Source organism: Holophagaceae bacterium (assembly GCA_016720465.1).
Taxonomy (GTDB): Bacteria; Acidobacteriota; Holophagae; order Holophagales; family Holophagaceae; genus JANXPB01.
Genome location: JADKKO010000001.1, coordinates 557,197 through 581,993, shown reverse-complemented (window position 1 = coordinate 581,993; position 24,797 = coordinate 557,197). Strand labels below are relative to the sequence as shown.

Genomic DNA, 24,797 nt, shown 5'->3' with positions numbered 1-24,797 from the left:
TCCACCAGGAGCGCCCCATGGACGCGGCCGGACAAGCACCCTTGAAGATCCTCCTCATCGAGGACAACCCCGCCGACATCCGCTATGTCAAGGAGATGCTGCGGGGCATGGGCTCCATAGAACTGCTGAGCGAGACCCGGCTCAGCTCCGGGTTGGCCCGGATGGAGGAAGCGTCGCCAAGCCTGGTGCTGCTCGACATGGGCCTTCCCGACAGCCAGGGCCTGGCCACCGTCCAGATCGTCCTTTCCAGGGCCGCTTCCACGCCCGTCGTCGTGCTCACCGGCATGGAAGACGCTTCCATGGGGTTGGAAAGCCTCAAGCTCGGCGCCCAGGACTACCTCATCAAGAGCAAGCTCACCGAAAGCGCGCTGGCCCGGGTGATTCACTATTCCATCGAGCGCAAGCAGCTCGAAGTCCGTGCCAAGGAGAGCGAGAAACTCTACCGCCTGATCTCCGACAACGCATCCGAGGTGATCGCGCTGTTCGATATTCCGCTGGAAAAATTCTCCTACCTCAGCCCCTCGGTGGAAAAGATCACCGGATTCGCACCCTCGGAGTTCGCGGCTCTTCCCTTGGAAAAGGCGTTGACGCCGGAGTCCTACCGGGCATTGAAAGCGGGCCTGGCAATCCGGATCCCCGCCCTGGAGGCCGGGGACGAATCCCAGCGGGTGGCCACGGACCGGTATTCAGCCTTCCGCAAGGATGGGTCGGTCGTGCCCACCGAAACCGTCACCACCCTGCTCACGGATCCCTCCGGAAAGGTCGCCCAGGTGCTCGGCGTCAGCCGCCTGATCACGGACCGCGTCCAACTTGAGGAAGACCGGCAAAACATTTCGGACCTGTACGCCACCCTGAGCCACGCGAACGAAGCCATCATCCATTCAGCTTCTGAAGACGAGCTCCTCGCCCAGATCTGCCAGGTGTGTGTCCAGTACGGCCTTTTCGACCTGGCCTGGATCGGCACGATCGCCCCGGAGGGGGACCGTGTCGAGGTGCGGGCTTCCTACGGACCCTTCCGCGAGTACATCGCGGGCCTGCGCATCCCCCTGGGCGGCGAGGAACCTGAGTCCCACGGCCCGACGGCCCGCTGCCTCGCGGAGGGCCGCCCCTTCATCACCTCGGACTGGCTAGAGGAGGCCTGTGTCCAGCCGTGGCGGGCGAAAGCCTACGCATACGGAATACGTTCCAGCGCCGCGTTCCCGATCCAGCGCGGTGCCGGGACCTTTGGGGTCCTGAATCTGTATTCCCGCACCCATGGATTTTTCAAACCGGATCGCATCGCGCTATTGGAAGAGTTGGTTGCGGATCTCGCCTATGCCTTGGACAACATCGATCATGAAGCCCTTCGCAAGCAGTCCGAAGAGGCGCTCAAGGAGAGCGAGATCCGGTTCCGGAGAATCGTGAATGGGGCCCTGGAGGGGATCTGGACCTTGGATCCAGACGACCGGACGACCGTGGTCAATCCCCGTCTCTGCGACATGCTCGGCTACTCCGAGGCGGAAATGCTGGGCCGGCCGGTCCAGGAATTCCTAGGCCCGGTGGAACGGGCCGGGCTTCTCCATCTTGGCGGCAAGCCTGGCCAAGCTGACCCTGGGCGCATGGAAACCCGATTCCTGCGCAAGGACGGCTCGCTCCTTGACGTTCGGATTTCCGCTGCGCCCATCAAGGAGGCCGGCGGCCTCCGCCTGGGCAGCGTCGCCATGCTCACGGATATTTCCGAAGAGGTCCAGCGCCGGAGGGAACGGGACGATTCCATGGCCCTGCTCAATATCCTGAACACCCGGGGCTCCACGAAGGATCTGCTTGAGGACGTGGTCGCCTTTTTAAAGCGATGGAGCGGCTGCGAGGCAGTGGGCATCCGGTTGAAGGAAGGCGACGATTTTCCTTATTTCAAGTCCCAAGGGTTCTCTCCTGAATTCCTCCAGACGGAAGACCGCTTATGCCGCCGGGATCCGGAGGCCAAGCCTATGCTCGATGCGGAGGGAAAGCCGGTGCTGGAATGCATGTGCGGCGACATCCTCCGCGGCCGGTTCGATCCGGCGAATCCCTGCTTCACCGAGGGCGGGAGTTTCTGGACGAACAGCACCACGGACCTCCTGGCCGATCCCATGGGCCTGGATACAAGCCGGTTCACCAGAGGGCTGTGCATCCGCCTGGGCTTCGAATCCATCGCCCTGGCCCCATTCCAGTACGGCCAGGAGATCCAGGGCCTCATCCAGCTCAACGACAGGGCCAAGGGCCGCTTCACCCTGGAACGCATCCATTTCCTGGAGCGGATGGCGGAGCAGATCGCCATGGCCCTCTCCCAGCGCCAGACCCAGGAGAAGCTCCAACTGCTGCTGGATTCCACGGGCGAGGCGATCTACGGCATCGACCTGGAAGGGCGGTGCACCTTCTGCAATCCGGCCTGCGTGCGCATTCTGGGCTTCCATGATGCGTCGGACCTGCTCGGTAAAAACGCCCACGCGCTGCTCCACCATACCCGTCCGGACGGCACCCCGTTCCCGCCGCAGGAGTGCCGGATACTCCGATCCGCGTTGAAGGGGGAGAGGAGCCACGTTACAGATGAAGTCTACTGGAAGGCTGATGGCACCTCCATTCCGGTTGAATACTCGTCCTATCCGCAAATGAGTGGGAAGGGGCCTGTGGGCGGGGTCGTCACCTTCCTGGATATCACCGAGCGCAAGAAGTCCGAAGATGCGCTGCATAGGCTGAATCGGGAACTGAGGGCCATCAGCAGTTGCAACCAGACACTGATTCATGCCGAGGACGAGCCTGCCCTGCTTGAGAGCGTCTGCCACATTGTGTGCGAAGAGGCTGGCTACCGCATGGCCTGGGTCGGGTATGCCGAGCAGGACGAAGGGAAGACAGTGCGTCCGGTGGCCTGGGCCGGGGACGATAGCGGGTACATCGCCGCTGCCCGGCTGAGTTGGGACGGTGGCGCAGAACGCGGGCAGGGGCCCTGCGGGATCGCGATCCGCGAAGGCCGGACGGTCCATGTCCAGGATATTGCCGCTGAACCCTGCATGGCCCCTTGGCATAAAGGCGCCCGCGAACACGGATACCGATCCACCATCGTCCTGCCTCTCGCGGATGAAAGCGGGAAGCCCTTCGGCGCGTTCCTGATTTATTCGACGGAGACGGCCCTGCTCACTCCGGCCGAAATCCAGCTTCTGGAGGAACTGGCCGCCGATTTGGCCTTTGGCATCGTTGGCCTGCGGGCGCGCGCGGAACGGAAGCTGGCCAATGAAGCCCTGCAGCGCAGCGAGGCTGGCTTGAAGGATGCCCAGCGCATGGCGCACATCGGGAACTGGGACCTGGATCTCCGGAGCGGCTCGCTCGCCTGGACCGATGAGATATACCGGATCTTCGAGATCGATCCGGGGGCGTTCGGCGCCTCCTACGAGGCCTTCCTGGAGGCCATCCATCCCGACGACCGAGACTTCGTCAACAAGGCCTACACCGAATCGGTCAAGGCGAAGGTTCCCTACGACATCGTGCACCGGCTGCTGATGAAGGATGGCCGGGTGAAGTACGTCAATGAGCGGTGCGAGACCTTCTACGATGAGGCGGGCACGCCGCTGCGTTCCATCGGCACGGTGCAGGACATCACCGAGCGCAAACGCGCCGAAGAGTCCATGGCAGCCAGCGAGAAGAGGTTCCGTGACCTCGTCGAAACCATTTCTGATTGGGTCTGGGAGGTCGATGAGCAGGGCAGATACAGCTATTGCAGCCCCAAGGTGCGGGATCTGCTGGGCTATGAGCCCCAGGAAGTGATCGGCAGGTTGCCGTTTGACTTGATGCCCGCGGCCGAGGCGGAAAGGGTGGCGGGCATCTTCAAAGAGGTGGTTGCCGAGCGGAAGCCGATGTTGGCCATCGAAAACATCAACCGCCACAAGGACGGCCACGAGGTCGTGATGGAAACCAGCGGCGCCCCCGTATTCGATGTCCAGGGCGCATTCAAGGGCTACCGGGGGATCGACCGCGACATCACGGAGCGGAAACGCGCGCAATCAGCCGCGCTTGAGCAATTCAAACTGGCGGAGACGATCTTCAACCACAGCCTGAGCTGCCTGGTGGTCCTCGACCGAAATTTCAACTTCGTTCGGGTCAACGAAGCCTATGCCAGAGGGACCCGCAAGGAGAGCGGCGAACTCATCGGCCGGAACCATTTCGAGCTGTACCCGTCCGATGCGCAAGCGATCTTCGAGGAGGTCGTCCGCGAGAAGCACCCCTTCACCACCTTCACCCGGGCCTTCGTGTACCCGGACCAGCCGGAGCGCGGGACCACCTACTGGGATTGGACCCTCGTGCCGATCCTCGACTCGCAAGGCGAGGTCGAGTATCTGGTCTTCTCGCTGAACGAGGTCACCGAGCGCAAGCGCGCCGAAGAGGTCCAGCGCGCCACCGCGCTCTACATGCGCAGCCTGATCGAAGCCAGCCTGGATCCGCTGCTGACCATCAGCCCCGGCGGACAGATCACCGATGTCAACAAGACGACCGAAGAAGTGACCGGCGTGGAGCGTGAACGCTTGATCGGGACCGATTTCGCGGACTATTTCACCGAGCCCGGAAAGGCCCGCGCGGGCTACCAGGAAGTGCTGGCCAAGGGCTATGTGCGCGACTATCCGCTGACGATCAGACACCGTTCCGGGCGCACCACTGATGTGCTCTACAACGCGACGGTCTACCGCAACGAAGCTGGGGACCTTCAAGGCGTGTTCGCGGCCGCGCGGGACATCACGGAGCGGAAACGGGCCGAGGAAGCGCTGCGGCAGAGCGAGGAATCCTACCGCCGCCAGGCCGAACTCTACCAGTTGGCCCAACGGGCCACCCAGGACGCCATCTGGGATTGGGATCTGGTGGCGGACCGGACCGTGTGGGGAGATTCCGTCCTGCCCATGCTCGGCTATATGCCGCAGGACGTTGGCTCCGCGCCGCAATGGCATACGGAACGGGTCCACCCCGAAGACCGGGAGCGGGTCACGTCCAGCGTGCAGGAAGTGATCGGCCGGGGAGGATCCGATTGGTCCAGCGAGTACCGGTTCCAGCGGAGTGATGGAACCTATGCCAATGTGTTGGACCGCGGCTACGTCGTCCGCGATTCGAGCGGCAATGCGCTCCGGATGATCGGGGCCATGTCCGACCTGACGGAACGGATCCGGGCCGAGCAGGCCCAAGCGGCCAGCCAGGCCAAATCGGAATTCCTCGCCACCATGACCCACGAGATCCGCACCCCGATGATCGGCATGATGGGGATGGTGGAGATCCTGTCCCATACGAAACTCGACACGGATCAGCGGACCGCGTTGGACACCATCTCTGCTTCCGCCAGGTCGCTGCTGCGGATCATCGGGGACATCCTCGATTTCTCGAAGATCGAGGCCGGGAAACTGGAATTGGAACCTCAGGTGGTCTCCCTGGGCAAGATCCTGGAAGAGACGTTCGCGAGCTATTCCAGCGGAGGCGCGCAGAAGGGGCTCGAAATGCGCTGCGAACTGGATTCCGCGATAGCTCCCGCCCATTTGGCGGACCCGGTCCGGTTCGGCCAGATCATCGGCAATTTCCTGAGCAACGCCTTGAAGTTCACGCGGCAGGGCAGTGTGGCCCTGCGCGCGAAGGTCACCGCTTCGGACGCCTCCGGCCAGACCCTCGCCATCCAGGTCACAGACACGGGCATCGGCATCTCCCGCGAAAACCAGCAACGGCTCTTCCAGCCTTTCGTCCAGGGGGAATCCTCGACGACGCGGCGGTTCGGCGGGAGCGGGCTGGGGCTGTCCATCGCGCGGCGCCTCGCGCAGATGATGGGAGGCGCCATCACCATGGAAAGCGAGGAAGGAAAGGGCACCACCCTCACCTTCGCCGCCATGTTCCCCATCGCTGAGCCGAGCCTGTTGGACCGGGCCGCGCCCGAGCCCTGGTCGCCGAGGGAAGCTCCGCCCCGGGAGGTGGCTGAAGCGGCCCGTGGTCTGGTGCTGCTGGTGGAAGACCACCCCACGAACCGGCTGGTCCTCATGAAGCAGCTAGGCATGGCCGGTTACCAGGCGGACGCGGTGGAGGACGGGGTGGCCGCCCTGGAAGCCATGGGAAGAACGACCTACGGGTTGGTGCTCACGGACATCCAGATGCCCCGGATGGACGGCTACCAGCTCGCGCGGGAGATCCGGAAAATCGAGGAGATCGCCCAAGCGGCGCGGACCCCTGTGCTGGCGGTCACGGCCAATGCCTTGAAGGGCGAGTATGAACGCTGCCTTGAGGCGGGCATGGATGACTGCATCATCAAGCCCGTCAGCATCCCGGATCTGGACGCTAAATTGAGGAAGTGGATGCCCGCGGCAGCGGCCCTCATGTGCGACCTGCCCACAGAGACGCCGCGGGCCGAGGCAGCACCGGACACCCCGGCGGCGGAGCCGCCCCTGGACCTGGGGTTCTTGGGGGGCTTCTGCAAAGGCGATCGCGTCAGCGCTTTGGAGATCCTGCGGAATTTCTGCGACTCCACCCGCGCCGACCTGACCGAGCTCTCGTCTGCCCTGTCCGCAGGGAGCCCGGTGGAAACGGCCCGCTACGCCCACCGCATCAAGGGATCGAGTCTCCTCGTGGGAGCGAAAACACTCGCGGACTCCGCGCAGGTGCTGGAACAGGCTGCGAGGACCGGCAGCGGGGCGGATCTTGAGCCGCTCGTGAAGACCCTGAGGGCAGCCTTCAAGCAGTTGGAGCTATTCCTTGAGGAACAGATGGTGAATAGCAGGCGAGGCTAGCCTCACTCTGGGGAAAAGGACGCCACGAAGGGGCGCAAATTGCACACAAACTTAATTCATTCATGCGGCGCCGTGGCTGCATTATCTGAACGGCATCGGCGTTGGCCTTGATCAGCCTGCTTCGCTGCCGGCTCGGATGAACTTTCCTAGGTGGCGGTCAGTCTTGGTGGTGTGGTTGGCGAACCAGTCGAACAGGAACAGCTGTATCCGAAAGCCGAGATAAAGGGGGTCGTGCAATCCAGCGATTATTTCGCCCTTCAGCCGGATGAACTGTTCAATGAGTTTCTGATGCTCACGCACATGGTCGCCCATCAGCGGATAGGACAGTTCGCGCATGATCCGCTCTTCTGTGCCGAAGTGGAACTGCACATACTCCCCGAGGAAGGCCAGGATTCCATCGATTCCCGAGGTGTCCCCGGTGGCGATCATGGTTGCGAGGCGGTTGATGTTTGCGAGCAGCTCGCGGTGCTGATTGTCGATTTCGTCGATGCCCACCAGGAATTCATCACGCCACTCAAGTTTGCATAGCTCTCCGGTGCCTTCGTGATGTCCTGTGGCCATAAAATTCTGGCACCGCCATAGATATATCTGCGCGGGCCGGTCCTCTGGAACCTCGCGCAGGCACGAATTCAGCAATGGAATGGCCTTATCGATTGCCTTCAAGTGATAGTAGGCCACCGCTTCCTCGAACAGGGTCCGGGTCGCCATCTTGCCGGTCCGCGTTTGCTGGGAATCGTTGTCAAAAACTTCATAGACCGATTGTGGATGGCTTTTCCCTTTGACGCGGATCCGATCCAAAAAACGGATGCAATAGCCTGACTCGTCAGCCAGCGCGTACAGCGTGTGTTCACTGATCAGCAGCGGGGTTTGATAGACCTTGGTGGTCGCTTCCAGCCGCGCTGCCAGGTTCACCGCATCGCTCAGGACTGTGCCTTCCATCCGCTGCGTCCCGCCGACGGTGCCGAGCATGACGATGCCGGTGTTGAGGCCGATGCCGATCCGGATGGGAGAGTAACCGGCCCGCATCCGCCCCTCGTTATAGGTCTGCAACTGGGCGAGCATTCCGATGGCGCTATGCAACCCTTTGTCCGCGCCTGATGGGAATAAAGCCATGATGGCGTCGCCGATGTACTTATCGACGATGCCGCCATGCCGGCTGATGACCGGCTCCATTTCGCCAAGATATGAATTGATGAAGGAAAAGGTTTGCTGGGGCGACATTGATTCGGACAGGCGTGTGAAATCGCGGATGTCCGAAAACAGGATCGTCATGGTCTTCTCGATCTGAGATCCCAACTCGAGGTCAAGGATGCTTTCCGCGTGGAGCAACCGGATCAACTGGTGGGGAACGAACCGCCCGTAGGCATTTTCAGTCTGGCGCAACAAATCGAGCGTGTGCCGATGCGCGGAGATTTCCTGCTCGAGCTCGGTCATCTTTCTTCTTAGTTCACCCCGATACCAGGGCAGCGAGGATGGTTCGTGGGGTGATTTTTCCATCGTCGATGCTCCTGTATTGCAGAAGCTGAATGGGGCGAACCATGATCACCCTGCGCCACCGCTGGCCACTTCGGGCCGGTAGGTGAGGCTGGCTTTCAGGTAGTCGCGGTTCATGCGGGCGATGTTCTCGACGCTGATGCCCTTGGGGCAGGCGGCTTCACATTCGCCATGGTTGGTGCAAGTGCCGAATTCCTCGGCGTCCATCTGCGCGATCATGTCGCGCACGCGGATGTAGCGTTCGGGCTGGCCCTGGGGCAGCAACGCGAGCTGGCTCACTTTGGCCGAGACGAAGAGCATGGCCGAGGCATTCGGGCAGGCGGCCACGCAGGCGCCGCACCCGATGCAGGCCGCTGCATCCATGGCGAGATCTGCGTTCTGTTTGGAGACAGGCAGGGCGTTGGCGTCCTGGGCGGAGCCCGTGGGCGCGCTGATGAAGCCGCCGGCGGCGATGATGCGGTCGAAGGCCCCGCGGTCCACGATGAGATCCTTCTGCACCGGGAAGGCCGCGGCGCGCCAGGGCTCGATGGCGATGGTGTCGCCGTCCTTGAAGCTGCGCATGTGGAGCTGGCAGGCGGTGGTGCGCTCCTTGGGGCCGTGGGGGCGGCCATCGATGACCATGGAGCAGGTGCCGCAGATGCCTTCGCGGCAGTCGTGGTCGAAGGCGATGGGGTCATTGCCCTTGGTGATCAGTTCCTCGTTGACCACATCGAGCATCTCCAGGAAGGACATGTCCGTGCTGATGCCCGGGGCGGCATAGGTCTCGAATCCGCCCTCGGTCTGGGCGTTCTTCTGGCGCCAGACATTGAGGGTGAGGTTCAGGTTCTTTTCTGAGGACATCGGTCGCTCCTACTTGTAGCTGCGCGTGGCGAGGTGGACGTTCTCGAAGGTGAGCGGCTCGATATGGCGGACCGGGGCCTGTCCCTCGCCCATGTATTCCCAGGCCGCGACGTGGCAGAAATTCGCGTCGTCGCGCTGGGCTTCGCCGTCCGGCGTCTGGGATTCCTCCCGGAAATGGCCGCCGCAGCTCTCCCGCCGCTGCAGGGCGTCCAGGCACATGAGCTCTGCCAATTCGAAGAAATCCGCGACGCGGGCCGCGTGTTCCAGCGACTGGTTCAGTTCGTTCCCGGCGCCGGGGATCAGCAGATCGGACCAGAATTCCTCCCGCAACTTGGGGATGAGTTCCAGACCCTTTTTGAGATCCGCTTCGTTGCGGGCCATGCCGCAGTGCTCCCACATGATCTTGCCCAGCTCCCGGTGGAAATGCGTGGGCGTCTTCGTGCCTTTGATGGCCATCAGTTTTTCAACCCGCGCCTTGACTGAAGCCTCGGCGGCGAGCACGGCGGCGTGGGCCGCCGTCGGGTGTTCGCTGGGTTTCACGCCCGCCAGGTAGTTGCCCACGGTGTAGGGCGCCACGAAGTAGCCATCCGCGAGGCCCTGCATCAGGGCGGAAGCGCCCAGGCGGTTCGCGCCATGGTCGCTGAAATTGGCTTCGCCCATGACGAAGAGCCCTGGGATGGTGCTCATGAGGTTGTAGTCCACCCAGAGGCCGCCCATGGTGTAGTGGGCCGCGGGATAGATGCGCATGGGCGTCTTGTAGGGATTCTCGTCGGTGATGCGCTCGTACATCTCGAAGAGATTGCCGTATTTCTCTTCGATGGCGTGCCTGCCCAACCGCTTGATGGAATCCGCGAAATCCAGGTAGACGCCGAGGCCGGTCTCGCCGACGCCCAGGCCGTTGTCGCAGGCCTCCTTGGCGGCGCGGGAGGCGATGTCCCGGGGCGCGAGGTTGCCGAAACTGGGGTACTTGCGTTCCAGGTAGTAGTCGCGCTCGTCTTCGGGAATGTCATTGGGGGCACGCTTGTCGCCGGGCTTCTTGGGAACCCATACACGGCCGTCGTTGCGCAGGGATTCCGACATCAGCGTCAACTTCGACTGGTGGTCGCCGGTGACGGGGATGCAGGTGGGGTGGATCTGGGTGAAGCAGGGATTCGCGAACGCGGCGCCCTTCTTGAAGGCGCGCCAGATGGCGGTGGTGTTGCATCCCATGGCGTTGGTGGACAGGTAGAAGACCGGCGCGTAGCCGCCGGTGGCCAGGCATACCGCGTGCGCTAGGTGGGATTCGATTGCACCGGTGACCATGTCGCGGGTGACGATGCCCTTGGCGACTCCATCGACCAGGATCAGCTCCTGCATGTCGTGGCGGGTGTGCATCTTCACCTTGCCCAGGCCGATCTGGCGCTCCAGGGCCTGGTAGGCGCCCAGCAGCAACTGCTGTCCCGTTTGCCCCCGGGCGTAGAAGGTGCGCGAGACCTGCGCGCCGCCGAAGGAGCGGTTGTCCAGCAGGCCGCCGTATTCGCGGGCGAAGGGCACGCCCTGGGCCACGCACTGGTCGATGATATTCACGCTGACTTCCGCCAGGCGGTGCACGTTGGCTTCCCGGGCGCGGAAATCGCCGCCCTTCACCGTGTCGTAGAACAGGCGGAAGACGCTGTCGCCATCGTTGTGGTAGTTCTTCGCCGCGTTGATGCCGCCCTGGGCCGCGATGGAGTGGGCGCGGCGCGGCGAATCCTGGTAGCAGAAGCAATCCACCTCGTAGCCGAGTTCGGCCATGGAAGCGGCGGCGGAAGCGCCGGCGAGGCCGGAGCCCACCACGATGATCTTGTACTTGCGCTTGTTGGCGGGATTCACCAGCTTCATGTCGTTGCGGTATTTCTCCCACTTCTTTTCGAGCGGGCCCTCAGGGATGTTCGATTTGAGTTCCATGGCGGGTCCTTAACGTACGAAGCCGGTGAGAACGGCGATGGGGAAGGAGATATTGCCGCCGATCACCACGATGGTCAGGAGCGTTGCGAACCGGTTGCGCAGCCCGTTGAAGCGGGGATGCGAAAGGCCCAGGGTCTGGAGCATGGACCAGATCCCGTGGTGGATATGCGTGGCCAGGCAGAGCATCGCGATGATGTAGAAGGCCGAGACCCACGGCACCTGGAAGCCCGTCACCACGTTGTGGAAGACCTGGCCGTGCACGAAGTCCGGAAGGACCGAGCCGATGGTCAGATGGAGCAGGTGGAAGACGATGAAAACCAGCACCACCACGCCGCTGACCCGCATCCACCGCGAGGAGATTGTGGAGGCGTCGTACTGCTGGTTCTGGTAGTCGATGGGACGGGCCGCGCGGTTCATGAGGGTGAGGCCCACCGCGGCCCAGACATGCAGGCCGGCCGCCGAGAGCAGGGCGGCGCGCGCGATCCAGATGCCGCTCCCGTGGAGGAGCGTGCGCAGGAAGGTGCCGTAGGCATCCAGCGGGTGTTCGCCGCCGTGGGCGGGCAGGTAGAGCTGGAGGTTGCCGGCCATGTGGACCACCACGAAGCCGATGAGCATGATGCCTGTGACGGCCATCACGATCTTCTTCCCTACGGACGAGCCGAAAAATCCCGCTCCTGAATGCATCAAGCCTCCCTGCGAATCCTATTTCCCAATGAACCAGAAAGCCGCTTTAAAGCAAAGTCACGAGTTCCTTGACCGCGGCGATGCTCTTGTCGAGATTGGCCTGTTCTTCGGGGAGCAATTCCAGCTCGATGACCTGCTCCACGCCATCCTTGCCCAACTTGGCGAGCACGCCGAGGAAGAGATCCTTCGCGCCGTACTGGCCGTTCAGGTAGACGGCGCAGGGCAGCAGCTCCTTGCGGTCGTTGAGGATGGCGTCCACCATCTCCACGGCGCTGGAGGACGGCGCGTAGTAGGCGCTGCCGGTCTTCAGGTAGTTCACGATCTCGATGCCGCCGTTGCGGGTGCGGGTGGCGATGGCGTCGATGGTGGCCTTGTCCAGGAAGCGGTCCACGGGGATGCCGCTGATGGTGGCGTAGCGCATGAGGGGCACCATGGTGTCGCCGTGGCCGCCCAGCACGAAGGCCTGCACGTTCTTGACGGAAACCTTCGCCGCATCGGCGATGAAGTGGCGCATGCGGGCGCCGTCGAGCACGCCGGCCATGCCGATGACCCGGTGGGCGGGGAAGCCGGAGGCCGTCAGGGCCACGTGGCACATGGCGTCCAGCGGGTTGGAAACGATGATCATGATCGCGTCGGGGCTGTATTTGGCGACCTGCTCGCAGACGCCCTTGACGATGCCCGCGTTGGTCTTCAACAGGTCGTCGCGGCTCATGCCGGGCTTGCGGGGCAGGCCCGCGGTGACCACTACCACATCCGAGCCGGCGGTGGCCTCGTAGCCGTTGGTGCCGACGATGGCCATGTCGAAGCCTTCCACCGGGCCGGATTCCATCATGTCCAGCGCCTTGCCCTGGGGGATGCCCTCGGCGATGTCCACCATCACCACGTCCGCCAGACCCTTCTCGATGATCCGCTGGGCCGCCGTGGAGCCCACGAAACCCGCACCTACCACCGTAACCTTGCGCCGCCCACTGCGATTCATGGCATCTCCCGAAAGATGAATGGCCCGGCCATCCCAAACGATCTAGGAGTACCACGGCGGATTGTCTTCAGAAAGTCTTAAACCCGGGGCGGAGACCCGCCAAGGGGCGCCAATTCACTAGATTAAGAATGGTTGCGGGGGCGGCGCGGGCGGCTTTGTGACCAAAAGCATTCAAGCCCGGCCGGCCTGGACCCTTGCGGCGTTCCGGCTGGGTTGGGTAAAGTAACGTTTCACCATGCCGATCACAGAAAGTCTGCGATTTCGTGCGGCTCTGTTTTATTTCTGGATTTCCGGCCTCCATGTCTGCGTGGACCGGGACGACCATACGATTGTTGGGAGGTTCGATGAACACACCGGGTACCTGTATGGCGGCGATGGCACGCCTGTTCGGCTTTTTGTCCTCCCCCCGCATCCTCAAAGGCGCGGCGTTCGCGATGTTCTCCCTGTTCGCCGCGTCCCCGGCCTTCGCCGGCGGCGAGGCGGAACTGAAGATCCCGGCCCTCGAGGGCAGCTTCATGGGAATGACGGGGCACAATCTGCTGCTGATCGGGCTTTTCATCTGCGTGCTGGGCATCGCCTTCGGCCTCGTGCAGTACAGCCAGATCCGCAAACTCCCGGTGCACAAATCGATGCTCGAGATCTCCGAGCTGATCTATGAGACCTGCAAGACCTATCTGCTGACCCAAATAAAGTTCATCGCCATCCTGTGGGCCTTCATCGCCGTGATCATGGTGGCGTACTTCAAATTCCTGGCCCACACGCCCATGAGCTGGGCCCAGGTGGTGGTCGTGCTGCTCTTCTCCATCATCGGCATTCTGGGTTCGGTGGCGGTCGCCTGGTTCGGCATCCGCATCAACACCTTCGCCAATTCCCGCACGGCCTTCGCATCCCTCGGCGGCAAGCCCTACCCGACCATGGCGATCCCCATGAAGTCCGGCATGTCCATCGGCATGCTGCTCATCTCGGTGGAACTGTTCCTGATGCTGGCGATCCTGCTCTTCATCCCCGGTGATTCCGCCGGCCCCTGCTTCATCGGCTTCGCCATCGGCGAATCCCTTGGCGCCGCGGCCCTCCGCATCGCCGGCGGCATCTTCACCAAGATCGCCGACATCGGCTCGGATCTGATGAAGATCGTATTCAAGATCAAGGAAGACGATGCCCGCAACCCTGGCGTCATCGCTGATTGCACCGGCGACAACGCGGGCGATTCGGTGGGCCCCACGGCCGACGGCTTCGAGACCTACGGCGTCACGGGCGTCGCGCTCATCACCTTCATCATCCTGGCGGTGCCGGTGCCTGCCATGCAGGTCTCCCTGCTGGTCTGGATCTTCGTCATGCGCGTGGGCATGATCGTGACCTCAGCGATCTCCTACTGGCTGAACGCCGCCTGGGCGAAAGCCAAGTTCAAGGACGCCGCCAAATTCAACTTCGAAACTCCTTTGACCACGCTGGTCTGGCTGACGTCCATCCTTTCCATCGTGATGACCTACATCCTGTCCAAGGCGCTCATCGGCGACATCCCCAACGGCATGTGGTGGAAGCTCTCCACCATCATCACCTGCGGAACCCTGGCTGGCGCCTTGATCCCTGAACTGGTGAAGGTCTTCACCTCCACCAATTCCGGCCATGTCAAAGAAGTCGTCACGGCCTCCAAGGAAGGCGGCGCCTCCCTGAACATCATCTCCGGCCTGGTGGCGGGCTACTTCTCCGCCTATTGGATGGGCCTCTGCATCGTCGTCCTCATGGGCGCGGCCTACTTCGTCTCCACCTTCGGGCTCGAAGTCCACATGGTGGCCCCGGCCATCTTCTCCTTCGGCCTGGTGGCCTTCGGCTTCCTGGGCATGGGCCCCGTCACCATCGCCGTGGATTCCTACGGCCCCGTGACCGACAACGCCCAATCGGTCTACGAGCTCTCCACCATCGAAGCCATCCCGGGCATCGAGCAGGACATCGAGAAGGACTTCGGCTTCAAGCCCGATTTCGAGAATGCGAAGATGTACCTGGAAGAGAACGACGGGGCGGGCAACACCTTCAAGGCCACCGCCAAGCCCGTGCTCATCGGCACGGCGGTCGTGGGTGCCACGACGCTGATCTTCTCCATCATCCAGCTGCTCAACGGGAAGTTCGGCCCCGACAACGTCTTCAAGGGACTGTCCATCATCAATCCCCTGTTCCTGCTGGGCCTCATCACCGGCGGCGCGGTCATCTTCTGGTTCTCGGGCGCCGCCTGCCAGGCGGTCGCCACGGGCGCCTACCGGGCGGTGGAATTCATCAAGCAGAACATCAACCTGGACGCCGGCGCCGAGAAGGCCTCGGTGGAGGACTCCAAGAAGGTCGTGGAGATCTGCACCCTGTACGCCCAGAAGGGCATGTTCAACATCTTCCTGGCGGTGTTCTTCTCCACCCTGGCCTTCGCCTGCGCGAACCATTACTTCTTCATCGGCTACCTGATCTCCATCGCCATTTTCGGCCTCTACCAGGCCATCTTCATGGCCAATGCCGGCGGCGCCTGGGACAACGCCAAGAAGCTCGTGGAAACCGAGCTGAAGGCCAAGGGCACGCCCCTCCACGATGCCTGCGTCGTGGGCGACACCGTGGGCGATCCCTTCAAGGACACCTCTTCGGTGGCCATGAATCCGGTCATCAAGTTCACGACCCTCTTCGGCCTCCTGGCCGTCGAGCTCGCCATCGAACTCAACCCGGACACTGCGCACATCGCGGCCCTGATCTTCTTCCTGATTTCCACGGTCTTCGTATGGCGCTCCTTCTACGGCATGCGGATCCCGGCGGTGGAAATGAAGTAGCAGGCGTAGCAGAAATAGGGATCCTGTTTGGATCTCCGCATTCCGGAATTGCTAAGGGGCGCCCCAGGGCGCTCCTTTTCCGTATCATGGGACGTGCAGCACATTCGCCCAGGAGCATCACGTGAAACCTATCGCGACCTTGCGGACTCCGGCCCTGCTGGCCCTTTTGACGGCCGTGGCCATGGCAAGTGACCCCAAGCCGCCCTTGGCCGCCAAAAGCGCCCACACGGAAGTCCGCCATGGCGAAACCGTGAAGGATGATTATTTCTGGCTGCGGGAGAAGACGAATCCGGAGGTGGCGAAATACCTCGAAGCGGAGAACGCTTTCACCGAATCCCAGACCCAGGAGCTGAAACCGTTCAGCGAGGCCCTCTACAAGGAAATGCTCGGCCGCATCAAGCAGACGGACCTGAGCGTGCCGGCGCGGCGCGGCGAATGGTTCTACTATTCCCGCACGGTGGAGGGCCAGCAGTACCCCATCCAGTGCCGCAAGCACGGTTCCGCGGCCGGCATCGACAAGGGCGCCGAGGAAGAAGTCCTGCTGGACCAGAACGAGCTGGCCAAAGGCAAGAAATACCTCGGCCTGGGCTCCTTCGATGTGAGCGACGATGGCAGGAAGCTCATGTTCACCACGGACGACACCGGCTTCAGGCAGTACAAATTATTCATCAAGGATCTGGAGACTGGCGCTGTCACGGCCCCCCTGGCCGACCGGGTGACTTCCACCGAGTGGGCCTCGGACAGCGCCACGGTCTTTTTCACCACCGAGGACGCCGTCACCAAGCGTTCCGACACACTCTGGCGCATGGACCCAGGGTCGACCCCCCAGAAGGTGTACGAGGAGAAGAACGAGCTGTACCGCATGGGCGTGGGCCGCACCAAGGACAAGAAATTCCTCATCGTCTATATCGGCGCCACGGACTCCACTGAAATGCGCTACCTGGACGCGGCCAGGCCGAAGGAGGAACCCAAGGTCTTCCTGCCCCGGGAGAAGGACCACAAATACGGCATCGACCATCGGGAGGGGCTCTTCTACATCCGCACCAACAAGGGCGCGAAGAACTACCGCGTGGTCACCGCGCCGGATGCGGACCTCGATCCGAAAGCCTGGAAGGAATTCATTCCGCATGACCCTGCGGCCCTGCTGGAGGGCGTGGAGCTGTTCAAGGATTTCATCGTGGCGACCACCAAGGCCGAAGGCCTCACGCGCTTCCGCGTGCTGAATTTCGCCAAGGGGCAGTGGCATAATTTCGCCTTTCCCGAGGAAGTCTATGCGGCCTTCCCCGGAGGCAATCCGGAATACGACACCCGCCTGCTGCGGTTCAATTACCAGTCCCCGGTGACGCCCAACAGCGTCTATGACTACGACATGGCCACCCGGAAGCGGAAACTCCTGAAGCAGACCGAGGTCCTGGGTGGTTTCGACGCGTCCAGGTATGCCTGCAAACGGCTCTGGGCCGAGGCCAGGGATGGCAAGAAGATCCCGATCTCCGCCGTGTACCGCAAAGGCACCAAGCTGGACGGCAAGAATCCCCTCTGGCTCTACGCCTACGGATCCTACGGCTACGGGATGAGCGCGGCCTTTTCCAGCAACAACCTGAGCCTGCTGGACCGGGGCGTGGTCTTCGCCATCGCCCACATCCGGGGCGGGAATGAAATGGGCGAAGCCTGGCACGACGACGGCATGCTGATGAAGAAGAAGAACACCTTCACCGATTTCATCGACAGCGCCGATTGGCTTATCGCGAACCGATGGACAGCCAAGGACCGCCTGGTCATCGAAGGGGGCAGCGCCGGAGGCCTGCTCATGGGCGCCGTCACCAACCTGCGGCCCGACCTCTTCAAGGCGGTGCATGCGGCGGTGCCCTTCGTGGATGTGATGAACACCATGATGGACGCCACGCTGCCCCTCACCGTGGGCGAGTACCTGGAGTGGGGCAACCCCAATGAGAAGGCCGCCTACGACTACATGAGGTCCTACAGCCCCTACGACAACATCGAAAAGAAGAACTACCCGGCGATCCTCGTCACCACCAGCTTCAACGACAGCCAGGTGATGTACTGGGAGCCCGCCAAGTACGTGGCCAAGCTGCGCGTCTCAAAGACCGATTCAAACCCGCTGCTGCTGAAATGCAAGATGGACCCGGCGGGCCACGGCGGCGCCTCTGGGCGTTACGACGCGCTCAAGGACAAGGCTTTCGAGATGGCCTGGATGTTGAGGCAGGTGGGGATCAAGAAATAGCGGGCAACGGGAGCTGCCAGAGCCATGAGCGCCAAGATCGAGCTGCCAAGAAGCCTGTTGGCGGGCCTGGTGGGCGTGGCTGTCCTCGCGGTGCTCGGAATAGCATTTCTTCTGGGCCGGGAATCCGGACGCAGGCATCTCGAAGAAGCCAGGACTGGACCGAGCACTTCCTCCCTGATGAAACCCGTGGCGCCGGCTCATGAACTTCCGCTCACGCCGACGATCAGCGGAGTCGGATCTCCCTCCTCCGGGATTTCACAGTCCGACCCGACGCCACCCTCCGCCACGACTCCTTCAGGAACGGTGATCTCCCCGGGCGACCCCGCCCGCGCCTCGGTGGCGGCCTATTTCCAGGCCGTTGAAGCCATCCACCCCTCGACGAGCGGGGATCCTGAAACCATGGCCCAGCAGGTGGTGGCGGGCCTCGGCAAGGGGGACATGTCGGGCTTCGATGACATGATCCAGCAGGCCGAGGCAACGCGAAACCGCTTATACGCCATCTCCCCGCCCCATCCTTGCGCCGCCTATCACCGGGAGAGCCTCGCGAGCCTGGACGCGGGTCTGGACTTGTTGCGCGACCTGAAACAGGCGCTCTCAACCTCTGGGCCGGAGGCCGCGGCCATCCAGCTCGCAGATCGGGCCAATGCCCTGAAGGCCCGCGCGGACGCGCTCCAGCTGCAGGAACTTGAGCTGAAGCAGCGATACGGACTGATGAAGTAACCCAGCGTGGCTGATATCATTCCTTAACGGCCCACCGGGCCGTTTCTTTTTGCTGGATGCCCATGGACCTCTCGAAACAAATCGCCCGCCGACGAACGTTTGCGATTATCAGCCATCCCGACGCGGGCAAGACCACGCTCACCGAAAAGCTGCTGCTCTATGGCGGGGCCATCGACCGGGCGGGTTCGGTCAAGTCCCGGGAGGGCGGTGCCGCGGCCCATTCCGACTGGATGAGCATCGAACAGGAGCGCGGGATTTCCGTCACCTCCGCCGCCATGCAGTTCGAATACCAGGGCCACTGCATCAACCTGTTGGATACGCCGGGCCACCAGGATTTCAGCGAAGACACCTACCGCGCGCTGACCGCCGCTGATTCCGTGGTGATGCTCCTCGACTGCGCCAAGGGCGTGGAGGAACAGACGAAAAAACTGTTCCGCGTGGCCAAGGAACGCAATCTCCCGATCTTCACCTTCGTGAACAAGTTGGACCGTCCGGGCCGCGAGCCCGTGGAATTGATCGATGAAGTCGAAGAGCTATTTGGTCTCCACGCGGTGCCCATGACCTGGCCCATCGGCTCCGGGCCGGATTTCAAGGGCGTGTACGTGCGGGCGACGGGTAGAATCCAGCTCTTCGAGCGGGCCAAGGCCGGCCGCAAGGCCCGCATGGTCGGCGAGGGCAGCCTGGAGGATCCGGAAATCGTGGCCCTCCTTTCCAAGGCCGAACTTCAGCAGCTCAAGGATGATGTGGATCTCATGAACCACGTGCTGCCGCCCTTTGATCAAGCGGAATTCCTGGCGGGGAAACAATCGCCCATGTTCTTCGGCAGCGCAGTGAACAATTTCGGCGTGGCGGATTTCCTGGATGAATTCCTGAACCTGGCGCCGGCGCCCGGTCCGCGGCCCCTCCAGGATGGCGGCGCAGTGGGTCCGGAAATGCCGTTCACGGCCTTCGTTTTCAAAGTGCAGGCCAACATGAACAAGGCCCACCGCGATCGCGTGGCCTTCGCGCGCATCGTCAGCGGCCATTTCGAGCGGGGCATGGACGCGCTGCATGTGCGCGGGAAAAAGAACATCAAACTCAACTATCCGCACATGTTCTTCGGCCGCGAGCGGCAGATCGTGGACGAGGCCTGGCCCGGCGACATCCTGGGCCTCATCAATCCGGGGCTCTTCCGCATCGGCGATGTCATCAGCGACGCGGGGCCCCTGGAGTTCCATGCGGTGCCGAAATTCTCTCCCGAGCAGTTTTCAGCTGTCCGCCTCGCCGACCCGGGCGCCCGCAAAGGCTTTTTAAAAGGCCTGGGGCAGATCGCCGAAGAGGGCGTGGTGCAGGTCTTCTGGCCCAAGGGCGGCGCCCCGCTGCCGATCCTCGGCGCCGTTGGCAAGCTGCAGTTCGAAGTGCTGGCCCACCGTCTGAAGGAAGAGTATGCCTGCCCGGTGATCCTGGAATCCCGGAGTTTCCAGATGGCCCGCTGGCTGCGCGGCGGCTGGCCCGATCCCACGCGCTTCTGGGGAGAATTGGTGGAAGATGGCGAGGGCAATCCGGCCGTGCTGTTCGAGAATGACTGGCAGCGACGCACCACCGCCGAAAAGAATCCGGATATCGGGTTCCTGGAACACCCGCCGAAGTAGGCTTTGTTCCGCTGCGATTCAATCCCTGATTATCCCCCAATCTCAACCGACGAAGCGTGCCCGCGAAGGGCCGCGAATCCGCTGCGCTCGGCCGAAGGCCCGCGAAAAGTGGTTCAACCCGGTATCGCTTCGCGGGGGCGCACCCCCCGCCCGCGCCGGCCCCCGCCCCCCCCGATCCGCGCCGGGCCGCCTGAATTCCATCCGCGAGGCTGGTCCAAGATGAGTCTCCTGGTCGCAAAAGCGCTGGTGCGGCAAAAGAGATTTCGCGGCCCTTCGCGGGATGCTTTTTCCGGCTGAGTCTCGTGGGTAATCAGGATTCAATCTGAAAAAAACAACGAAGCGGCACGAAGATGACACGACGGTTTTATTTGCGGCCTTCGTGCCCTTCGTGTGGCTTCGTGGCTGCTGAAAATGAACCTCTTTACGATCAGCTTCCGCCCAGCGGCATCTCTTCCAGCAGGATCGAAAGCCCGGCGCTGCTGCCGTACCAGCGGAGATCGCTGCCCAGTGCGACGATGCGGTTAAGGAAGTCGCGGAGGTTGCCCGCGAAGGTGATCTTGTCCACGGCCTCGCACAGGATGCCGTCGCGGATGCGGAGGCCTGAAGCGCCCACGCTCATGTCGCCGCTGACGGGGTCCACGGTGTGCAAGCCCATCAACTCGGTGATGAGCACGCCGTTGCCCGCCATGCCATGCAACTCAGCAGCGGACTTCTCACCGGCCTTCGGAAAAAGATTGAACAGCGTCACGCCCGGATTGCCGCCGAGGCCGCGGCTGGCGGTGCCCGTGGGGGCCTCGCCCATTTCCGCTGCGGTCTTCAGGGTGTGCAGGTAGGTCTTCAATACACCGTCTTCCACCAGCACATTGCGGCGGGTGGAGAGGCCCTCGCCATCCCAGGGCTCGCTGCCCAGGCCGTTCGGCAGGCGCCCGTCATCAATCAGGGAGAGCAGGGGGGACGCGATGAGCGCGCCCTTCTTGCCGGCGAACAGGCTGCGCTGCTTCAGCACTGATTCCGCCGAGAGCATCCCCGCGATGATGCCGAAGAGGTCCACGGCCACTTCCGGGTGCAGCACGACCGGGTACTTGCCCGCGGGCAGGGGCTTGGGATTCAACTTCTGTTCGCCTTTGACCGCGGCCTCGGCGCCCACCGCTTCGAGGTCGAAGCTGTCCGGATGGCGTCCCATGTCCCAGTGCCAGGAGGCTTGGCGGTCTTCGCCCTCGGCCACGGCCAGTTCGATGCTGGCGGAACAACTGGAAGCCAGGTCATAGGCCCGCACGCCCTTCTGGGTGAGCAGCAAAGACGCGCCTTCGCCGTCGGCCCAGGTGGCGCCGCGCACGGCCACGACTTTGGAGGAGGCCTTCCGGGCCGAGGCTTCCAGCGCATGGGCCCGGGCGATTCTTTGCTCTGCGGTCAGGTCCGCGCCCCGGCCATCGAAGCGGCTGGGCAGATCATCCACGCCTTCGGGGTCCGCCTGCCGGATCCAGGGATCCTCGTCGCCCAGCTCGGACAATTCCCAGGCTTGGGCGAAGAGGTCCTTGAAATCAGGACGCGAGAGATCTGTGGTGGTGGCCGAGCCCACCTTGATGCCCTTGTCCCCGGAGCGCAAGACCCGGACGCCGATGCCGCCGCGCTTGGAAACACTCAGGTCCTCCAGCTCGCCATTTTGCACCTTGGCCTTGCGGGAACGGGAGACGGAAACAAAGCTTTCTGCTCCGGCGGCGCCAAGCCTTTCAGCGTGGCGGATGCCTTCCAGCAGCCGGGACTCAAGGGATTCGGGGATGAACGTTTGGATCATCAGGATTCCTTCTATAGCGCATCATTAAGTGCTTAAAAATTATCGTTATTGAATGCATGGATACGAATGTCCACATGGGCGATGGCATCCACGGCCTGGGCCGTGATGCCGCCGCGGATCAACTGGATGTGGGCCATCGGAAGTGGAGAACGGGAAAGGTTTTCATGCTGGCCAGGTGATCAGGCATGCATGGCTTGGCGCGCGGCCCGGGCGAGGAAGGCACTTCGGGTGAGACCACGCCGTTTGGAGTAGGCATCCACTTCCTCGACCAATTCCTCTGGCATCGTGATGTTCAAGCGGGCGGCCTTGCCGCCCTCCACCTGGACAGTAACGGCGATGAAGAATTCCGCGCCTTTGGCGTCCTTGTGGGCTTTAACGGCGGCTAGGTCCAAGGGAGCCGGAATGGGATCCCCATAGTCGCGAGACACATCGAGATGGCCCTGGAGCGCTTCCCGGGCCATGGCATCAAGCTCTTCAAGGGTATCCGCGGCCGTGATGCAGCCAGGGACACCGGGGAAAAGCGCTGTGTAGTCGCTACTGGAATCCTTGTGGATGGCGGCGAAATAGACGCGGCGCATGATCATTTCTCCTTTCCTGGTTTACTTGATGCCCGCTTGCTTGAGGATTGAATTGCCAGTGCCCTTTTTCAGGTCCTTCTTCGGGTGTGGGACCGTGACGGTTCCTGGTTTGGTTGGGTGCCGGTAATGGTGGTGGCTTCCTGTCACGCGCACCAGTTCCCAACCGTCCGCTTCAAGCTTCTTGATGAGGGAACGGCTGTCCATGGGTTAATAATACACACGCCTACACATTGCACAAGGGGTGAGAGTGATCAGATCACCTGCGGCAGCGGTTCCGCCGTGCCGCCCACCACCAGGGCCGGCACCAGGATGGTGGGCAGGGCGTCGCTGACGGGCACGCCCTGGCCGTCCTTGCCGCAGGTGCCGATGTCGAAGTGGTGGAGGTCCGAGCCGATGCGGGTGAGGGAAGCCAGCACCTCGGGTCCGCAGCCGGTGAGGGTGGCGTTCTTCACGGGATACATCGCCACGCCCTTTTCCACCCAGTAGCCTTCGGTGACCTGGAAGACGAAGTTGCCGGTGACGGTGTCCACCTGGCCGCCGCCCATGTGCTTCACCAGCAGGCCGCGGTCCAGGTCCTTCAGGATGGCTTCGGGGGCTTCGTTCCCGGGAGCGAGAAAAGTGTTCCTCATGCGGGGGATGGGGATGTGGCGGTAGCTTTCCCGGCGGCCGTTGCCCGTGGCTTCCCGGCCCATCTTCCGGGCCGTTTTGCGGGATTGGAGATAGTTCTTCAGGATGCCATTTTCGATGAGCACCACGCGGCTCACGGCATTGCCCTCGTCGTCCATGCTCTGGCTGCCGCGCTTGAAGGGCAGGGTGCCGTCGTCGATGATCGTCACACAGTCCCCGGCCACCCGCTGGCCCAGTTTTCCCGCGAAGGCGCTCATGCCCGCCAGCGCGAGATCCGCCTCCAGCCCATGGCCGCAGGCTTCATGGATCATGGTGCCGCCGGCCGATGAACTGAGCACCACGGGGAAGGTGCCCGCCGGCGCGGGCTTGGCGTCGAGGGCCTGGATGCTCAAGCGCACGGCCTCCTTGACGATCCTCGCCACGGCTTCCTCGCTGAACAGTTCAAAGCCCCTGGTCTCGCCCAGGGCCTGATAGCCGCTCTGGAGCTGAACGCCGTCGCCGGAGGTGGCGTTGAGGCGCAGCACTTCCTGGGTGCGATGATCCGCGCTGAGACTCGTTTGCCAGGCCTCATCCTTCCATTCGGCGGAGGCGATCCAGACGCTCTGCGTGGAATCGCCGTAGCCCACGGACACCTGCTTGAGGGCGCCGGGGCGCAGGCTTTCGCCGTGCTCCCGCGCCAGGGTCTCCGTGCGGCGCACCAGCGCCACTTTTTCAGATAGCGGGACCGCCGCGGGATCCCTTTCCACAGGGCTGGGGGTGGGGTGAGTAAAGGCCTGCAGATGAGGGATGGCTGCGGCGGGCCCATTGCCGGGCGCGGCCAACAGCCTGGCATCTTCCAATAACTCGTCAAAAGTTGGCGCTATAAGGTCCGCGAAGCGCGTTGTCTCGCCTTCCATCACGCGGAGGCTGGCGCCGAAGGTCTCGCTGGCGACCACGTCCTCCATGCGGCCGTCGTCCATGCCCAGGGCGCAGGCGCGCCGGGTTTCCACGAAGACCTCGCCGTACTGCCCGCCTTTGGAAAGCAGGGTTTCAAGGATCTGTCGTAGCTCTTCGGGCGAGAATTTCGAATTCATGCGGTCCTTCCAACGGCGCTGCCGGGCAATCCTCCAGTTTGCCAGAAGGCGGACTTCGGCCCGATCAAGGATCTCGGCGAGGCCGCGCCCGTCATTCACGATCACCACATCCGCATGGAGCGCTTTTTCCGCGTCGTGGCTCTGGGAGCGCAGGCGTGCGAGGGCCGCGTCCTTCGGCAGTTCATCCCGCCCGAGCAGGCGGCGTAGGCGCAAGTCTTCCGGCGCGGTGACAATCCAGAATTCATCGAAGTGATGGGTCCGGCCTCGCTCCACCCACAGGGCTGCATCGAGCACAACGCCTTTGGTGCCAGGTGGAAGCGCCGCCAGCCGGTCATTCCGGAGGGCCTCGATGCGGGGGTGGAGGATCGCGTTGAGGCGCGCCCGCGCTTGATCGTCGCCGAAGATCCGATCGCCCAGGAGCGCTCGATCCAGCCTGCCATCGCCCCCCACGACCTCCGGGCCGAAGGCTTGCGCCACTTCGGCCAGACCCGGACTGCCGGGCTCCACCGCTTCCCGGGCCAACTGGTCCGCGTCGATGACCGCCCACCCGCGCTTGGCCATCTCCTGCGCGACGAAACTCTTGCCTGCGGCGATGCCGCCGCTGAGGCCAAGGACCGGGAAGGGAGGGTTCAGCATCCCTCCATAG

14 protein-coding genes are annotated in these 24,797 nt (G+C 63.0%); 5 read left to right on the top strand and 9 right to left on the bottom strand.

Going from position 1 to position 24,797, the window contains the following annotated elements; translation table 11 throughout:
- The first annotated feature begins 17 nt into the window (after positions 1–17).
- Positions 18–6,758 carry a PAS domain S-box protein gene (locus IPQ13_02535; GenBank protein ID MBL0209780.1) on the top strand — a complete coding sequence of 2,247 codons (6,741 nt, stop codon included), beginning with the start codon at positions 18–20 and terminating at the stop codon, positions 6,756–6,758.
- Positions 6,759–6,869: 111 nt separating this feature from the next.
- On the opposite strand, the gene IPQ13_02530 is transcribed toward IPQ13_02535, so the two are convergent.
- From IPQ13_02530 to mdh, 5 genes are all read right to left on the bottom strand, one after another.
- Positions 6,870–8,192 (bottom strand): bacteriohemerythrin, encoded by a 1,323-nt coding sequence (locus tag IPQ13_02530; protein MBL0209779.1) that lies wholly within the window; start codon positions 8,190–8,192, stop codon positions 6,870–6,872.
- A 108-nt stretch (positions 8,193–8,300) separates the two neighbouring features.
- Entirely contained in the window at positions 8,301–9,092 is a 792-nt protein-coding gene (locus IPQ13_02525) for a succinate dehydrogenase/fumarate reductase iron-sulfur subunit (protein ID MBL0209778.1), read from the bottom strand.
- A 9-nt stretch (positions 9,093–9,101) separates the two neighbouring features.
- Complete coding sequence (locus IPQ13_02520; GenBank protein ID MBL0209777.1) at positions 9,102–11,018, bottom strand: fumarate reductase/succinate dehydrogenase flavoprotein subunit; 1,917 nt, start codon at positions 11,016–11,018, stop codon at positions 9,102–9,104.
- A 9-nt stretch (positions 11,019–11,027) separates the two neighbouring features.
- On the bottom strand, positions 11,028–11,702 hold the full coding sequence (locus tag IPQ13_02515; GenBank protein ID MBL0209776.1) for a succinate dehydrogenase cytochrome b subunit: 675 nt from the start codon (positions 11,700–11,702) through the stop codon (positions 11,028–11,030).
- Between the two features lie 46 nt (positions 11,703–11,748).
- Positions 11,749–12,681 (bottom strand): malate dehydrogenase, encoded by a 933-nt coding sequence (gene mdh / locus IPQ13_02510; GenBank protein ID MBL0209775.1) that lies wholly within the window; start codon positions 12,679–12,681, stop codon positions 11,749–11,751.
- Between the two features lie 299 nt (positions 12,682–12,980).
- Here mdh and IPQ13_02505 point away from each other — a divergent pair, with 299 nt between their 5' ends.
- The 4 genes from IPQ13_02505 to IPQ13_02490 all read left to right on the top strand — a co-directional run bounded on the left by IPQ13_02505 (position 12,981) and on the right by IPQ13_02490 (position 20,078).
- Positions 12,981–15,485 carry a sodium-translocating pyrophosphatase gene (locus IPQ13_02505; GenBank protein MBL0209774.1) on the top strand — a complete coding sequence of 835 codons (2,505 nt, stop codon included), beginning with the start codon at positions 12,981–12,983 and terminating at the stop codon, positions 15,483–15,485.
- A gap of 181 nt (positions 15,486–15,666) precedes the next feature.
- On the top strand, positions 15,667–17,727 hold the full coding sequence (locus IPQ13_02500) for a S9 family peptidase (protein MBL0209773.1): 2,061 nt from the start codon (positions 15,667–15,669) through the stop codon (positions 17,725–17,727).
- Positions 17,728–17,751: 24 nt separating this feature from the next.
- The gene (locus IPQ13_02495) at positions 17,752–18,447 is read left to right on the top strand and encodes a hypothetical protein (GenBank protein ID MBL0209772.1); all 696 of its coding nucleotides are present in this window, start codon (positions 17,752–17,754) and stop codon (positions 18,445–18,447) included.
- Positions 18,448–18,509: 62 nt separating this feature from the next.
- Complete coding sequence (locus tag IPQ13_02490; protein ID MBL0209771.1) at positions 18,510–20,078, top strand: peptide chain release factor 3; 1,569 nt, start codon at positions 18,510–18,512, stop codon at positions 20,076–20,078.
- A 427-nt stretch (positions 20,079–20,505) separates the two neighbouring features.
- On the opposite strand, the gene IPQ13_02485 is transcribed toward IPQ13_02490, so the two are convergent.
- From IPQ13_02485 to IPQ13_02470, 4 genes are all read right to left on the bottom strand, one after another.
- Positions 20,506–21,873, bottom strand: a complete 1,368-nt coding sequence (locus IPQ13_02485; GenBank protein ID MBL0209770.1) for a TldD/PmbA family protein — start codon at positions 21,871–21,873, stop codon at positions 20,506–20,508.
- 179 nt (positions 21,874–22,052) lie between these two features.
- Entirely contained in the window at positions 22,053–22,457 is a 405-nt protein-coding gene (locus tag IPQ13_02480; protein MBL0209769.1) for a type II toxin-antitoxin system HicB family antitoxin, read from the bottom strand.
- Between the two features lie 15 nt (positions 22,458–22,472).
- Positions 22,473–22,655 (bottom strand): type II toxin-antitoxin system HicA family toxin, encoded by a 183-nt coding sequence (locus tag IPQ13_02475; GenBank protein ID MBL0209768.1) that lies wholly within the window; start codon positions 22,653–22,655, stop codon positions 22,473–22,475.
- A 47-nt stretch (positions 22,656–22,702) separates the two neighbouring features.
- A complete protein-coding gene (locus IPQ13_02470) occupies positions 22,703–24,787 on the bottom strand; it encodes a dephospho-CoA kinase (GenBank protein MBL0209767.1) in 2,085 nt (694 codons plus the stop codon).
- Positions 24,788–24,797: the final 10 nt, after the last annotated feature.

What these genes read in the sequence shown, in the direction of transcription:
- IPQ13_02535 (MBL0209780.1), top strand. Translation starts at nt 18, where the DNA reads ATGGACGCGGCCGGACAAGCACCCTTGAAGATCCTCCTCATCGAGGAC.
- IPQ13_02530 (MBL0209779.1), bottom strand. Translation starts at nt 8,192, where the DNA reads ATGACCGAGCTCGAGCAGGAAATCTCCGCGCATCGGCACACGCTCGAT.
- IPQ13_02525 (MBL0209778.1), bottom strand. Translation starts at nt 9,092, where the DNA reads ATGTCCTCAGAAAAGAACCTGAACCTCACCCTCAATGTCTGGCGCCAG.
- IPQ13_02520 (MBL0209777.1), bottom strand. Translation starts at nt 11,018, where the DNA reads ATGGAACTCAAATCGAACATCCCTGAGGGCCCGCTCGAAAAGAAGTGG.
- IPQ13_02515 (MBL0209776.1), bottom strand. Translation starts at nt 11,702, where the DNA reads ATGCATTCAGGAGCGGGATTTTTCGGCTCGTCCGTAGGGAAGAAGATC.
- mdh (MBL0209775.1), bottom strand. Translation starts at nt 12,681, where the DNA reads ATGAATCGCAGTGGGCGGCGCAAGGTTACGGTGGTAGGTGCGGGTTTC.
- IPQ13_02505 (MBL0209774.1), top strand. Translation starts at nt 12,981, where the DNA reads ATGTCTGCGTGGACCGGGACGACCATACGATTGTTGGGAGGTTCGATG.
- IPQ13_02500 (MBL0209773.1), top strand. Translation starts at nt 15,667, where the DNA reads ATGGCAAGTGACCCCAAGCCGCCCTTGGCCGCCAAAAGCGCCCACACG.
- IPQ13_02495 (MBL0209772.1), top strand. Translation starts at nt 17,752, where the DNA reads ATGAGCGCCAAGATCGAGCTGCCAAGAAGCCTGTTGGCGGGCCTGGTG.
- IPQ13_02490 (MBL0209771.1), top strand. Translation starts at nt 18,510, where the DNA reads ATGGACCTCTCGAAACAAATCGCCCGCCGACGAACGTTTGCGATTATC.
- IPQ13_02485 (MBL0209770.1), bottom strand. Translation starts at nt 21,873, where the DNA reads ATGATCCAAACGTTCATCCCCGAATCCCTTGAGTCCCGGCTGCTGGAA.
- IPQ13_02480 (MBL0209769.1), bottom strand. Translation starts at nt 22,457, where the DNA reads ATGATCATGCGCCGCGTCTATTTCGCCGCCATCCACAAGGATTCCAGT.
- IPQ13_02475 (MBL0209768.1), bottom strand. Translation starts at nt 22,655, where the DNA reads ATGGACAGCCGTTCCCTCATCAAGAAGCTTGAAGCGGACGGTTGGGAA.
- IPQ13_02470 (MBL0209767.1), bottom strand. Translation starts at nt 24,787, where the DNA reads ATGCTGAACCCTCCCTTCCCGGTCCTTGGCCTCAGCGGCGGCATCGCC.